The sequence below is a fragment of the Sphingobacterium olei genome (assembly GCF_005048855.1).
In the GTDB taxonomy this organism is placed as follows: Bacteria; Bacteroidota; Bacteroidia; order Sphingobacteriales; family Sphingobacteriaceae; genus Sphingobacterium; species Sphingobacterium olei.
Map to the genome: position 1 here is coordinate 195,795 of NZ_SUME01000008.1, position 13,177 is coordinate 208,971.

Sequence of the window (13,177 nt, forward strand, 5' to 3'; positions counted from 1 at the left end):
CCACATTTAACAGTTTTTTGCTTCAAGATAGGAATTCATTGTATTTTATTATTTATAATTCAAGCAACCAATTAAATACATTCAGGTGCTTTACACCGTTACGATCTTGTGTAAATGAATCGGTGGTAAGTAAATATTTCGGATAGTTGTCATTGATTTTCTCCAATGAACCAAATTCACGTTCTACAGTCTTTTCGCTGGACATTTCCCAAGCTACCTGATAATATTCTATATCGCCTGTTCGGGTTTTGCAAACAAAATCTACTTCGGCATTACGGGCTGTGCCTATCCAGATTTTATTTCCTCTGCGTAACAGCTCTAGATAAACGATGTTTTCTAAAATATGTCCTCTGTCGGTCGTACGTTCTTTGCCTGTCAAAACATTGAGCAAACCTGCATCAACTAAATAGTATTTTTCTTGTGTGGCTAATTGTTTCTTTCCTTTCAGGTCGAAACGGTTTACTTTATAAAACACAAAACTTGCTGTTAGGTATTCCAGATACTTTTCCACGGTGCTGTGGTGTGTGCTTTGTCCGTCCTGTTTCAAAGTCTTTGCGATATTACCAGGCGAAAGCGGATTTCCGATATTTGAAGCCACGAATTTAACAATGTTCCCGAAAGCTCGTTTGTCGTTAATCTGATGACGTTGGGTAATATCTTTTTCAACAATGGTGGTGTAAATGGCTTCTAAATATTCGTAAATTTTGTCAAAGCCTTCTTCACGTAATTCAACCCCTTTAGGTAAAGATGTTTCATTGATATAATCAAAACAAAAGGCTTCGTAATTGAGGTATTTATTGGATATATCAATATCTCTTGCCGTTAAGTATTCTTTGAACGAAAAGGGTAAAATAGAAATTTCTATATAGCGACCACTCAACAAAGTAGCTAATTCGCTCGAAAGCAAAAATGCATTTGATCCTGTGATGTAAACATCAACATTTTCGGTTACAAAAAGTCCGTCCACCAATTTTTCAAAAAGCGGAATGTTTTGCACTTCGTCTAAAAATACATAGTTGGGTTTGTCGGCTTGCAGTTTGTTTTTGATTTCGAAATAAATGTCGTCCCAATTTTTGTTCAAATAATTTTCGGGCAATTCAAAATTGTAGAATTGAACTTGACGTTTACCAACACCAAGTTTGAATAACTGCTCACGGTATAATTCCAAAAGAGTAGATTTTCCCGACCTACGCAAACCGCTCACTACTTTTATGAGATCTTTGTCTTTGTACGACAGCAATTTGTCTATATATTGCTTTCTGTTGGTGTATCTTGCCATAAGGCAAAGATATAAAGTAAATTATCAAAACCTGCATAAGTTACAGGTTTTGATAATTTTTAAAGAAGTTATAAAAACAGAAACCAACGGAAATAATTATCACAATTTACATAAAATACAAGTTTTGATGATTAACTGATATACTGATCAACTATGGAACAACTCCTGGAAGATTATATAGGTCTATTTCTACATTAAAAACTGGTGGTCGTCAGGGTGCTTCTCTGGTAAGTGGTGCTGGGGTTTAGCAGTAGCATCTTCCCGTTACATTCCTGTTGAAATAGAGATAAGATAATGCCCCGCTCTCTTTACGCCTAAAACGGTGTAATCCGCCTCAGAGAATATAGATGAATTTCACCCCAATACAAGGAAAAACAGCAATTAATTTCAATGGCAGTGATATAATTGTTGTATCGTTATTCTCTTTACCTTCGTTATATTGATATTAGGAGCTTTGCATTTTAGCTGAACAACTTGTCATCACCACCTTTGATAAACCTTGGTTGACAATTAAAAACAATATATTATGACATACAGAATAAATAAGTTCCTTCCGATTTTGGTGCTATTTGGATTGCTTTCCTGTGAAAAGGAAAAAATTCCCTCCGACATCATATTCACGGAAAAATGTGACTTGTACGACCGAACAAAAATCTTAAAAAACATGCATGGAACGCTCCATTTTACGGACTCACTACCGACAGGACCGTTACCTGAGCCTATTTTTATCATATTCACAACATCACAAGGACTTTTGCCAATCACGGTATGTAACATGCCACGTGAATTCCAGATGGCAGAAGGGGAATCAAGGGGCATTACATTCAGCGGTCGCATCGAGGTACTCCCCGACAACGTCGATGCCGGATCTGTGCCCATGGAATTGGATTATTTGAAATTTGAATAACTCCTTAAATTAAATAATTTCGACTAACATGTTACATCACAGAACCTGTGGGAAGACCCCACTCCCAGCCCGTATGATGGAGGAGCTTACTATTTCACCTGGCATCATCCAACAGGAAATGCCGGTTTGATAATTGATTTCGATCTGCCATCCTTACCTGGAAATTCAATTCAGTTTTCAGTACATAGAACCAATACTTGCGGTATCAGTGGTGAACCCTTTTATTTTCAATACCAATGCCCACCTGTCTATATATGATACTATAGTATCCAATACAGAAGAATCCAGAGTTAAGGTAACGCAAATGAGTTGGCGATATTCAAGATAGTATACCCGGAATTACGCCAAAGGCCATGGCCAAGGAATTGAAGGATTTGGAGCAACATAAGCTCATTCAGCGGATTGTGACCAATGATTACCCGGTAAAAATCACTTACAGATGGACACCTTATGCAAATACGTTGATACCTATCATTGATGCACTAAAAGAGTGGGAAATAAAACATCGGCAGGAGGTGTTAAAAAAGTAAACATTTCGACAGATGTGAAAGACTACCTAATGTAAATCTGATCACCGCTTGCGATTTTAATATCGCTAATGTAACTTGCTTGCTCGAAACATGTATAATAAACATTGCAATGACAAAAAACTCATCCAGACGTTCCTTTCTGCGTTCGGCGGCTATAGCTGCAGTCGCTGGCGGCCTACCACTTCAAATAGCTAAATCATCGGACGTCAAAGATGCGACCTGTTTAGAGAAACAGGCAAAGGGCATGACCATTTTATTTCAAGGAGACTCGATCACCGACGGGAAGCGCGGAAGAAATGCCGATCCTAATCATATCATGGGTCACGGATATGCATTTTCGATTTCAAGTCGCTGGGGCGCAGATTTTCCGTCAAGTGATTTGCTATTTTACAACAGAGGAATCAGCGGCAACACGATTACTCAATTGCAAAGCCGCTGGCAAACAGATTGCCTTGACCTGCATCCTGACGTACTAAGTATTTTAATTGGTATAAATGATGCAGCCAAGTTCGTAGAGAACCCTCCTGCAGAAGCAAAAGAAATTTACGTTCAGGCATTTGAGGATTGCTACCGTAATTTGTTAGAGCAAGTGCATAAACACGATCCCAATACCCTAATTGTACTAGGCTTACCATTTTTAGCGCCAGTTGGAAAGATCAAGGAACATTGGAATTCTTATCAGCCCATGGTCGCCAAACTAAGTGACAGGGTGCGAAATCTCGCCGTAGAATTTGATGCTGTAGTCGTCGATTTTCAGCGGGTGTTTGAAGAGGCAAGAAAAAAGGCACCAGATACGTACTGGATATGGGACGGTATCCATCCTACAGTGCCCGGGCATGAATTAATGGCCAGAGAGTGGATTACACAAGTAAGTAAACGCCTGAAATTTCTAAAAATATACAGCTAGTCGGACAAGGTCCTATGTGCGGGCAGACTGCTCACTTCATTCTCAATCCTGTCAAGCAGTCGCAATTGAACCCGCTTCAGTTCGAGCGACACATTAGGGTCGGACGACAATTCTCCGCTGTTGTCGCCGGTATAATGCTAATCGCTGGCGCGTGGACTTTGTCCTGTGTCCATTCTTATCAATCCATATAAACTATCAATTTTATTACTGCGCATTGTTATCAAATGCAATAGGAATAGCGATTGCACACAACCATCCGACAGGAACATTAGAACCATGCAGGTTTGACAAAATACTAACAAAAGAAATTTCAGCTATCTGTGGGTTTCTGAACATACGGTTATTAGACCATGTTATCCTAACTAGCGAGTTCCATGTAAATAAATCCTAATCCTTCGTAAAACTCTTGAGTTGAATTTGCATATTTGGTAATTTCAACGAAATACTCTTGCTGGCCATATAAAAACAAACGCATTCAGCAAAATATTTCCCCCGAGTCTCTATAGCACAGGCAGATATCATGTGCTACAGCCCCAGTTCCTGGAGCATGCGGTTATAGTTATTCATAAATTATTTGGTTAATCTGTACTGCTCGGTATCTTCATAGAGCACATGCTGTAATCCATCTTCCGTAACCTGATAGATGTCGGCATCGGGATAAGCCAGCAGGATCGGCGAGTGCGTAGCGATGATAAATTGTGACCTGGCGTTAACCAGTTCCCGGATCCGCGTGAGCATATTCATCTGGCTGACGACCGACAGTGCAGACTCCGGCTCATCAAAGATATAAAGCCCATTGCCATACAGTCTGTTATGCAGAAGTGCAAGGAAACTCTCCCCGTGCGAACGCTCATGAAGGGATCCGCCATAACTATCCTGAGCCGAATAGTTATCTACCGCTGTGGCTACATTATAGAAGCTCTCTGCTCTTAAAAAGTAGCCGTCTTTATTCCGATACCCTGTACGTATGAGCTGAATATCTTCAAACAGTACGGAATGTGAATCCTGTGTGCTAAAATTGAAATTACGGCTCCCTCCTTCCGCATTGAACCCGGCATTGATCGCGATGGATTCGACCAACGTTGATTTGCCGGAACCGTTTTCACCGATGATAAATGTAACGGGGTTCCGTAAGCTCAATTCATCAAGCTTGGCGATAGACGGAATATTATAGGGATAACTATTCCGCTCAGCTGTGGGTCTGTTATTCCGTATCTGGCTGATATAAATCATGGATCGATAAATTAAACGTAAAGATAAGGATGAATTAAGATTATATAATAGTAAGTTTCACTATATTTATTTCGGTAATACAGTTGTAATCGGTCATATTTGAAAAACTTGAAAAATTAGGAGATAGATGAAAAAATATTTTTGGATTATCGGAATTTTAATAATAATTGTATTTCTATCTATTCCAATTTTTCACATTTTAAAAACCAAATGGAATGAAAGGGAAATAAGTATCGAAATACCAAAAGGTTATACAAATGATGCAAGTCAACTGAACTTAACCAAAATTGACACTATTATCCAAGTTCCAACAGACAAAAAAGAGATTGAAATTCAACTCAAAAAAGCACTCAAATATGCAAAAGAAAATAATCTAAAAATTTCTATTGCTGGTGCAAGACACAGTATGGGTGGACACACTATTTATCCAAACGGAATTGTGTTGAATATGCTTCCTTACAAGCAGATGGAACTTGACACCATAAACAATATTTTAACCATTGGTTCTGGTGCTTTATGGGAAGATGCTTTAAAGTATTTAAACAAATATGGAAAATCAATTTCCATAATGCAAGCATTCAGTTCATTTTCAATAGGCGGTTCAATAAGTGTAAACGGACACGGTTGGCAAAAAGATTTACCGCCAATTTCCTCAAGTGTAATTTCTTTCACTTTAATGAAAGGGAATGGCGAAATTATCAATTGTAGCAGACAAGAAAATCAAGAACTTTTCAAATTAGTAATTGGAGGCTACGGATTATTTGGCGTTGTTTTAGACATAAAATTAAAAGTTGTAGAAAACGAAGCCTTGCAATACAAATACATTCGTTTAAGTCCTGGCAATTACGTAAAATATTACAAAAAATACATTTCAGAAAATCCAAATGTAAATCTCGTATTTGGTAGATTACGGATTTCAAACAAACATTTTTTAGAAGAAGCAACATTAAATTTCTTTGAAAAAGTTGATGCAGCTATACCTATTCTACAAAATGGGAAAAGCACCGAAACACAAAGATTGGTGTTTCGAGGAAGTGTGAACAGCGAATATGGAAAACGTCTTCGTTGGGATTTGGAAACAGGAATGAATAAAGTTTTTAAAAACGAAATTTATTCAAGAAATGAACTTTTAAGCGGCCACGTGTCACTAATTGAAAATAAAGACACTTCTTCAACCGACTTACTTCAAGAATATTTTATTCCTGAAAGGAATTTTAATCAATTCATTTCGGATATGAAACCAATTTTGAGAAACTCAAAAATAGACTTGCTAAACATAACCATTCGGGGTGTTCATCAAGACAATGACAGTTATTTGAACTACGCAAGAGAAAATGTATTTGGTTTTGTAATCTTGTTCAACCAAAAGAAAACAGACAAACAAGAAGCAGAAATGAAAAAATTGACAAGCCAACTTGTAGAAGTCGCACTAAAAAACGAAGGAACATTTTATTTGCCTTATCGTTTACACATTGACAAAGACAAAATGAGAAAATCTTATCCAAACGCCGACACGTTTTTTCAATTAAAACTGAAATACGATCCGACCGAATTGTTCAATAATAAGTTTTATGAACACTACAAATAAAAACAACCACTAACATCTGGCGACTTACATCACTTACTGTTAGCTGCTACTTTATAAGACTTTACATATTGACAAATGACAAAATCCCAAATCATACGACAAGCTATAAAAGATTTAGTATTGTCCTATGAATTATGTCCAAATTTTACTGACGATTTACAGGTCCGGGTGTTGGAAAAACTTATTTAAACAGCTGTCCTTGTGGATTTAAATTTGAAACCTTTTTTGCTTGGATTGCTGTGTATCTTCTCAGTTCATCATAACCAATTGTAAACTCATTAGAAATCATCTTTAAATAAACCGTGAAATAAAGTAAACTCCGCTTTTCCAAATGCTTTGTAGCTTTCCAAAACATAATGCAGTGTAGAAAATTCTATTTTTTCATATCTCATTTCTAAAATTAATTTCTCCATTTCCTCGGCCAGTTCTCGTTCTTCCCTAGTAAATTTATCACTTGGTTCTGATGTAATTTGTCCCAAAAATTTCCCATCATCTGCATAATAGTATTCAATTTCCTTATTATATACACAATAAAAACGTTCCAAAATCGATATACAAAATACAAGATTAGCCTCTTTGCGAACTGCAACTTTTTCAACATGTTGGCTTTTTTCTGTAAATGAATACGTCACACAACGATCACCACTAAAAAGCATGGTTTCATCCTTAACAGTATAGTTATGTTCAAATGCGATCTCTTTTATTCTGAGAAATAAGCTGGCAAACTCTTTTCTATAATTCTTTTTAGAAAGGATGACCTTTGTATCTCGGTCAATTGACTCTGGACATTCATCGTATCCTTCCGAATAAGGGTAGATAAATGGCGGATAGTACTTACTTATATATATATCGTATTTTTTCATTGGAATTGAAGGCGGATATAAAAAATATTTTACTGTACTTCTATATAAATATGTCAGATAAACTTACTGTCTTATCCATCAATGATCTAATAGTTTAATCGGTCAGCTTATCTAAAGTTAGATAAAAATCATGAATTACAATCGTATTAAAAAAAATTGATATTGTAATCGGTCGGTTTAACTTCTTTGAGCTCGGCACTAAGTTGCCCCCCTGACATAGGGCTGTCATACGGCCATTATACTTTTGCAATGTCAATAATGACAAATAGTTTAAGAATAAATAAATGCAAAAGACATCATTCGACCCTTGGGCGTCGGGGAAAAACACAAATTCGGTATGGAGAAAAAAGAAATAGAAATATTTTATCCAAAAAGCCTAACAGCATGGAGAAAGTGGTTAGAAAAAAATCATGTTTCAAAACAGGCTGTTTGGCTTGTTTTTTATAACAAAAAATCAGAGTTAAAATCAATCACTTGGAGTGAAGCTGTAAATATTGCTTTGTGCTTTGGTTGGATAGACAGTAAGAAAGTAAAAATAGACGAAGAAACGGCACATCAGTTTTTCAGCAAACGAAAACCGATAAGCACTTGGTCGAAAATCAATAAAGAAAAAGTAGGAAAACTGATAGAACAAGGCTTAATGACTGAAGCAGGATTAAGAAGCATTGAAACTGCAAAACAAAATGGCTCTTGGAAATTCTTGGATGAAGTTGAAGAGTTAATTATTCCGGCAGACTTGGATGCAGCATTTGCTAACAAACCTAATGCAAAAGATTTCTTTTTGAATTTAAGTAAGTCGGTAAGAAAGATAATTTTGACCTGGCTTGTGTTTGCTAAAACAACAGAAACAAGACAAAAACGTATTAATGAAATAATAGAGAGTGCTGAACAAAGTCTTAGACCGAAACATTTGCGATAGAAAAATAGAAAAGGCACATACTTATCGATACAATGCGAATTATACTCTCGTCGTAGACTCAAGCTACGATAAGTAACTTCCTAACAATTTCAAGTTTTGGGCACAAAAAAAGCGTCCTGACTCAGAACGCTTATATAATTTTAAGGACATAGCTAGCTCAGCAGCGGATTTCCCCGAGACACTTAAAAACTATTTTAAGTTCCCGACCTCCTCGATAGTAAGGCCCAGAAGATCACAAATTTCCTGTCTGTCATAGCCTTTGCTTAACATTGTTCGAGCAGATTCTATAGCCTTTTTACGCTCGCCTTCGGCAAGGCCTTCAGAAAGTGCCTCCTTTTAAGCCTGGACTAAATTAGACGCATGCGCCTCCTCTAATGCCTGCTGCTTTTGCTGTAATGCTTGCTTACTTTGCTCTAAGGCCTGTCGTTCCGCCTCTAGAGCTTGCCTTTGCACCTCCAGTGCTTGCTGCTTCGCCAATAACTCCTGCCTATCTTCCTCGTGCGCCTGTCGAACGGCTTCCGCGTCCCATTTGCGCTTTAAACTGATATCATACATATATCGCTCCTCCTTTGTCAATTTTGCGTAGCTCGCCAGCTGGAAAAACCGCTGGAAAACGCCCGAATTTAGTATCCGGGGTAGCTTCTTTAACCTGGACATATTCTTGAGCATAAAGAATACCTTGTCCAGCTCGCTTTCCAACTCTGCTTCGCCTTTTACAAAGTTAATGAGTTCCATGTAAATAAACCCTAATCCTTCGTAAAACTCTTGAGTTGAATTTGCATATTTGGCAATTTCAACGAAAGACTCTTGCTGGCCATATAAATCAAACGCATTCAGCAAAATATTTCTCCCGAGTCTCTATCGCACAGGCAGATATCGTGTAAATGACCCCTACTGCTGCTATCGGGCATATGGAAACCGTCCATCAGTACAATGGTGTACACTTCGGGAAGGGAGTATGCCCAGCCTCTGCGGTCGCCATGGGGCACTTTGTCCGAAATAACCTTGCTCGCATAGTATAGCATCCGCTTCTTGAGATTCGAATGCCGGCTGGTCTGCATCTCGATAATGATCTCCTGCCCCGTACTGGTCTCGACCATCAGATCGAAGATAACCGTACCGATATCTTCTGCTGCCCCGACCCGCTCGGTATCACGGTAGGTGAGATCGACAATGACCTTAAGGCTCCGGAAGATGATATTGAGAAAATTGATAAGATTAATCTTATCGCCAAATAACCATTTGAACCCCTCATCGGTAGTAGGGTCAATGAATACGGGATTTTCTAGCTCTTTCATAATTAAATAGTGTTTACGTTAACATGAATAAATGATAAAGCAAACATCTAAAAAACTAAAAATATTAGCTGTATTATAAACGACTATAGTCGTTTATAAGCGTTTGAAAACGGCTATATTATAACTACGGATTTAAAAAGTGTAAATATAGTACAACGAGACTATAGGAGTCCGATAGATATTCGGTTTAAATGAAGCTAGATAACTTAGCGCTATATTCGTCACACCAAAGGTAAGCTTCATCACATTTTATTTTACTAGTTTAGTATTCTGATTATCCTTGCAGAATCATTTACATAATAATCCTAATAAAGTATGAAATCACGTTGGATAGAATTTTTCATAATCAGTAGCGTCTATTTGTTTCTATTAATTACCATAGCGCACAACAACGACGGGGGCTACAAGCAGCTGGCTTATCAACTTCACACACTTACCGTGTATGTAATTTCAGGTTTTTACATATTATATATCTATCCCGTCTTCTTTTCCATACATAAAATGTATAAATGGATTGTTTGGATAGCAATTATCTTCGTCACCGAAGCACTTATCCACCTCGGGGTACAACAGTGGTACCCGGTTCCCCTAAATCAGATAATACCACCCTTTGTGCTAAGTGCTATCGTTTTATTAGGAATACTAACGTACACGGCTATAAAAGCCGTTATAAAAATGCTAAGCGCTACCGCCAATAAGGAATCTTTATTAATAAAGACTTCTAGAGAATTGCTCATTTCTCAAGCTGTAGGTATTGCTATCCTTATACCGGTTTTTCAGGTGAATGAATATATTGCTGTTTTAACGGGCTTCACTATTCCCTTTTGCTACACGTTATTTGCTATTCATCATTATTATCTCTTGCCTTATCTGGATAAAAATGAAACGCCAAAAGCTATCCATATCGTACTGTCCATACTGGTTAATCTTCTATGTATCGTATTTTTTTCCAGCTTAATGGAAATAATGCTCGATGGATTTAGCGCTAAAAGGTATCCGTCGTTCAATGGTTTTAACATATTTTTTTGCATGCTATTAGGGACGATACTTACACCTATCATTTACATATTTTACTATCATCAACAAAAACAGCAAAAGCAGATCGTTGGGCTACGAAAAGAACTTGGACAAACTTCCTCGGATCTAAAACTTCTGCAGTCTCAGATCAACCCTCATTTTCTGTTTAACGCGATGAATACGCTATATGGCATTGCCTTAAGGGAGAATGCCGATAGAACAGCGGTGGGTATTCAAAAACTCGGTGACATGATGCGTTTCATGCTACACGAAAATCAACAGGATAGCATATTACTAATTCGCGAAATTGAATACCTCAAGGAATACATTGAACTGCAAAAACTAAGAATAGCAGACCTCCCCTCTATACAGATTACAACAAATTTACCGGAAGATCAGCTCGACACTCACTATATCGCTCCTATGCTCCTAATACCGTTTGTAGAGAATGCGTTCAAGCATGGTATCAGCCTGAATAAATTGTCGTGGATACGGATACAGCTGTTTATCGAAAATGATGTCTTGAAACTGAGTATATATAACAGTATCCACAGAGACCAAGAAAATGATCCTGAAAGGGATAACCATGGAATTGGATTGGAAAACGTAAAAAGCAGGCTTGATTTACTTTATTCCGATGATCACCAGCTCCATATCGAAGAAACAAATACCGAATTTTTTATATTTTTAACACTGTATATCGGACAAAAGAAATAACCGCCCACTTTAAATAAAAAAACTGATGATCAAAGCCATTGCCATTGACGACGAACCTATTGCACTGGAAATTATAAGTACACTAGCAGAAAAAGTTCCTTTTGTAGAGCTTGAAGCGACATTTTTCAATGCGCTCGAGGCATTGGAATATCTGAACAATAATAAGATTGATCTATTGTTTTTAGACATCAAAATGCCTGATATTTCAGGTATCGAATTTTACAACAGCTTAGTCCGAAAACCATTATTGGTATTTACTACCGCATATTCCGAACATGCCGTGACTGGCTTTGAATTGGAAGCGACCGACTACTTGTTAAAACCATTTACCTTTACCAGATTTTTGAAAGCGTGCAATAAAGCTCAAGCAATACTGCAAAATAACAGAAACAATGTTCCCTCCTTTATCCTCATCAAAGATGGATATGATGTCGTAAAGATCCTGCTGGAAGAGATTCTCTTTGTCGAGGCAACGGGTAACTATATGAAGTATGTGCTGAAGGATAAAGAAATTCTTACACGCGCGACGATTAAAGAAACGACAGAATCATTGCCCAACGAATTATTTATCCAGGTGCATCGTTCTTTTGTTATTAATACATCTAAAATAGAAAAAATAGAACGTCATCAGATTAGAATACTCAGTTATGTGATACCAGTAGGTGGATCCTATAGCAATAGGATAAAAACACATTTTCTTACATAGCTGTTAATGACTTATATGGAAATGATCTTATAAATTCATCTTAATAAAAAACTAATCAGGAACAGGATGAACTTAGGATATTATATTTTCGCATTATTAATATTAATAATTATCGATGTCAAAGCCCAGAACAGTAAATCCTATGACAATTCTTTCCACGAAATTGAGCTTACGGATGGAGCTAACGTTGATCAGTTTTCTTTCATTTCAAATTACCTTAAGGACATAAGCCATGTAGGATTAGGGGAAGCGTCTCATGGAACACAAGAATTCTATATAGCAAAAAGTATGTTAATTAAATATCTTGTTAATAACTTAAATTTTAAAATTATTGCTTTTGAGATGGACGAACATGTAGCAAAAGACCTTAATAATTTTGTGATTGGTGGAGTTGCCGACATCAGCACTACGTTGAAAAACTATGGTTTATACAACTCTATCGAACTAAAAGAATTACTCGAATGGGTTAAAACCTATAACTCAAAACAAATTCAAGATAAATCCAAAGTAAATATTATTGGCTTTGATAATAAAGAATTTTGGCCTCGCCCGTTTGAAAGGGACAGTCTAATGGCAGACAATTTATTGCAAAAATCGCCAAAGCAAAAGTGTATCATATGGGCCCATAATTCACACTTAATCAAAAGTAATACGTGGGATGTAACGAATTCGAATGTGAAAGCTATGGGAAATTACCTTTCAAACAATCTTAATGAAAAATATTATTTCATTGCCTTCGACACAAAAAAGGGGTCATTCAATGTGATAGAAGATGGTGATCTAAAAGAGTATGGTTTCGAAATGAATAAAAAGTCACTGCACGAGGAACTCGATAATTTCTTTGTAGGGTTCAAGAATTATAGTTTAACCAATATTTATGATTTAACCCACATAAATTCTAATTGGCAGGGTCCTCCACAAACGGCACCTTCTAAATTGGGGGTAGATTTTGATGCTCTAATATTTGTAAATAAAACTTCAGCCGCTAAACCAATTGAATAAAATGCAAAATACATTTTTTTAACTGCGACAGTGGACGCCGTTATTTGGGTTGCCGAACTTTCATTTGGTGAAGGCCTTGCTCGCATAATATAGCATCCGTTTCTTGAGATTCGAATGACGGCTGGTCTGCATCTCGATCTCCTGCCTCATACTGGTCTCGACCATCAGATCGCTATCCATACTCGGCATAAGAAAGCTTTTGGGAAGCCCT

Annotated in this window: 14 protein-coding genes; 9 read left to right on the plus strand and 5 right to left on the minus strand. The window is 37.2% G+C overall.

Annotation, left to right across the window (positions count from 1 at the left end):
• Positions 1-52: 52 nt before the first annotated feature.
• On the minus strand, positions 53-1,279 hold the full coding sequence (locus FAZ15_RS18350) for an ATP-binding protein (protein WP_136902767.1): 1,227 nt from the start codon (positions 1,277-1,279) through the stop codon (positions 53-55).
• A 526-nt stretch (positions 1,280-1,805) separates the two neighbouring features.
• Between FAZ15_RS18350 and FAZ15_RS18355 the strand changes: the two genes are divergently transcribed.
• The 4 genes from FAZ15_RS18355 (at position 1,806) to FAZ15_RS22580 (ending at position 4,014) form a co-directional block, all read left to right on the plus strand.
• Positions 1,806-2,186, plus strand: a complete 381-nt coding sequence (locus FAZ15_RS18355; protein WP_136902768.1) for a hypothetical protein — start codon at positions 1,806-1,808, stop codon at positions 2,184-2,186.
• Positions 2,187-2,503: 317 nt separating this feature from the next.
• Positions 2,504-2,716, plus strand: coding sequence for a winged helix-turn-helix transcriptional regulator (locus tag FAZ15_RS18360; protein WP_262709319.1), 213 nt, complete (start codon positions 2,504-2,506; stop codon positions 2,714-2,716).
• Between the two features lie 109 nt (positions 2,717-2,825).
• Positions 2,826-3,623 (plus strand): SGNH/GDSL hydrolase family protein, encoded by a 798-nt coding sequence (locus tag FAZ15_RS18365; protein ID WP_136902769.1) that lies wholly within the window; start codon positions 2,826-2,828, stop codon positions 3,621-3,623.
• A 151-nt stretch (positions 3,624-3,774) separates the two neighbouring features.
• Complete coding sequence (locus FAZ15_RS22580) at positions 3,775-4,014, plus strand: JAB domain-containing protein (RefSeq protein ID WP_238387309.1); 240 nt, start codon at positions 3,775-3,777, stop codon at positions 4,012-4,014.
• Between the two features lie 179 nt (positions 4,015-4,193).
• Here FAZ15_RS22580 and FAZ15_RS18375 read toward each other — a convergent pair whose 3' ends face one another.
• On the minus strand, positions 4,194-4,856 hold the full coding sequence (locus FAZ15_RS18375; RefSeq protein WP_136902770.1) for an AAA family ATPase: 663 nt from the start codon (positions 4,854-4,856) through the stop codon (positions 4,194-4,196).
• A gap of 127 nt (positions 4,857-4,983) precedes the next feature.
• Between FAZ15_RS18375 and FAZ15_RS18380 the strand changes: the two genes are divergently transcribed.
• Positions 4,984-6,444 (plus strand): FAD-binding oxidoreductase, encoded by a 1,461-nt coding sequence (locus FAZ15_RS18380; RefSeq protein WP_136902771.1) that lies wholly within the window; start codon positions 4,984-4,986, stop codon positions 6,442-6,444.
• Between the two features lie 278 nt (positions 6,445-6,722).
• Here FAZ15_RS18380 and FAZ15_RS18385 read toward each other — a convergent pair whose 3' ends face one another.
• The gene (locus FAZ15_RS18385; RefSeq protein WP_136902772.1) at positions 6,723-7,307 is read right to left on the minus strand and encodes a hypothetical protein; all 585 of its coding nucleotides are present in this window, start codon (positions 7,305-7,307) and stop codon (positions 6,723-6,725) included.
• Positions 7,308-7,644: 337 nt separating this feature from the next.
• On the opposite strand from FAZ15_RS18385, the gene FAZ15_RS18390 reads away from it, so the two are divergent.
• The gene (locus FAZ15_RS18390; RefSeq protein ID WP_136902773.1) at positions 7,645-8,226 is read left to right on the plus strand and encodes a YdeI/OmpD-associated family protein; all 582 of its coding nucleotides are present in this window, start codon (positions 7,645-7,647) and stop codon (positions 8,224-8,226) included.
• Between the two features lie 336 nt (positions 8,227-8,562).
• Here FAZ15_RS18390 and FAZ15_RS18395 read toward each other — a convergent pair whose 3' ends face one another.
• On the minus strand, positions 8,563-9,066 hold the full coding sequence (locus FAZ15_RS18395; protein WP_162305004.1) for a PD-(D/E)XK nuclease family transposase: 504 nt from the start codon (positions 9,064-9,066) through the stop codon (positions 8,563-8,565).
• Positions 9,060-9,524, minus strand: coding sequence for a PD-(D/E)XK nuclease family transposase (locus FAZ15_RS18400; protein ID WP_136902775.1), 465 nt, complete (start codon positions 9,522-9,524; stop codon positions 9,060-9,062). Before FAZ15_RS18400 ends, FAZ15_RS18395 begins: the two co-directional genes overlap by 7 nt.
• A 315-nt stretch (positions 9,525-9,839) precedes the next feature.
• Between FAZ15_RS18400 and FAZ15_RS18405 the strand changes: the two genes are divergently transcribed.
• The 3 genes from FAZ15_RS18405 to FAZ15_RS18415 all read left to right on the plus strand — a co-directional run bounded on the left by FAZ15_RS18405 (position 9,840) and on the right by FAZ15_RS18415 (position 12,966).
• Positions 9,840-11,258 carry a sensor histidine kinase gene (locus tag FAZ15_RS18405; protein WP_136902776.1) on the plus strand — a complete coding sequence of 473 codons (1,419 nt, stop codon included), beginning with the start codon at positions 9,840-9,842 and terminating at the stop codon, positions 11,256-11,258.
• A 25-nt stretch (positions 11,259-11,283) separates the two neighbouring features.
• Positions 11,284-11,964 carry a LytR/AlgR family response regulator transcription factor gene (locus FAZ15_RS18410; protein WP_202912451.1) on the plus strand — a complete coding sequence of 227 codons (681 nt, stop codon included), beginning with the start codon at positions 11,284-11,286 and terminating at the stop codon, positions 11,962-11,964.
• Between the two features lie 66 nt (positions 11,965-12,030).
• Positions 12,031-12,966, plus strand: coding sequence for an erythromycin esterase family protein (locus FAZ15_RS18415; protein ID WP_136902777.1), 936 nt, complete (start codon positions 12,031-12,033; stop codon positions 12,964-12,966).
• The last annotated feature ends 211 nt before the right edge of the window (positions 12,967-13,177 follow it).

What these genes read in the sequence shown, in the direction of transcription:
- FAZ15_RS18400 (WP_136902775.1), bottom strand. Translation starts at nt 9,524, where the DNA reads ATGAAAGAGCTAGAAAATCCCGTATTCATTGACCCTACTACCGATGAG.
- FAZ15_RS18410 (WP_202912451.1), top strand. Translation starts at nt 11,284, where the DNA reads ATGATCAAAGCCATTGCCATTGACGACGAACCTATTGCACTGGAAATT.
- FAZ15_RS18415 (WP_136902777.1), top strand. Translation starts at nt 12,031, where the DNA reads ATGAACTTAGGATATTATATTTTCGCATTATTAATATTAATAATTATC.
- FAZ15_RS18385 (WP_136902772.1), bottom strand. Translation starts at nt 7,307, where the DNA reads ATGAAAAAATACGATATATATATAAGTAAGTACTATCCGCCATTTATC.
- FAZ15_RS18350 (WP_136902767.1), bottom strand. Translation starts at nt 1,279, where the DNA reads ATGGCAAGATACACCAACAGAAAGCAATATATAGACAAATTGCTGTCG.
- FAZ15_RS18355 (WP_136902768.1), top strand. Translation starts at nt 1,806, where the DNA reads ATGACATACAGAATAAATAAGTTCCTTCCGATTTTGGTGCTATTTGGA.
- FAZ15_RS18380 (WP_136902771.1), top strand. Translation starts at nt 4,984, where the DNA reads ATGAAAAAATATTTTTGGATTATCGGAATTTTAATAATAATTGTATTT.
- FAZ15_RS18375 (WP_136902770.1), bottom strand. Translation starts at nt 4,856, where the DNA reads ATGATTTATATCAGCCAGATACGGAATAACAGACCCACAGCTGAGCGG.
- FAZ15_RS18405 (WP_136902776.1), top strand. Translation starts at nt 9,840, where the DNA reads ATGAAATCACGTTGGATAGAATTTTTCATAATCAGTAGCGTCTATTTG.
- FAZ15_RS18365 (WP_136902769.1), top strand. Translation starts at nt 2,826, where the DNA reads ATGACAAAAAACTCATCCAGACGTTCCTTTCTGCGTTCGGCGGCTATA.
- FAZ15_RS18390 (WP_136902773.1), top strand. Translation starts at nt 7,645, where the DNA reads ATGGAGAAAAAAGAAATAGAAATATTTTATCCAAAAAGCCTAACAGCA.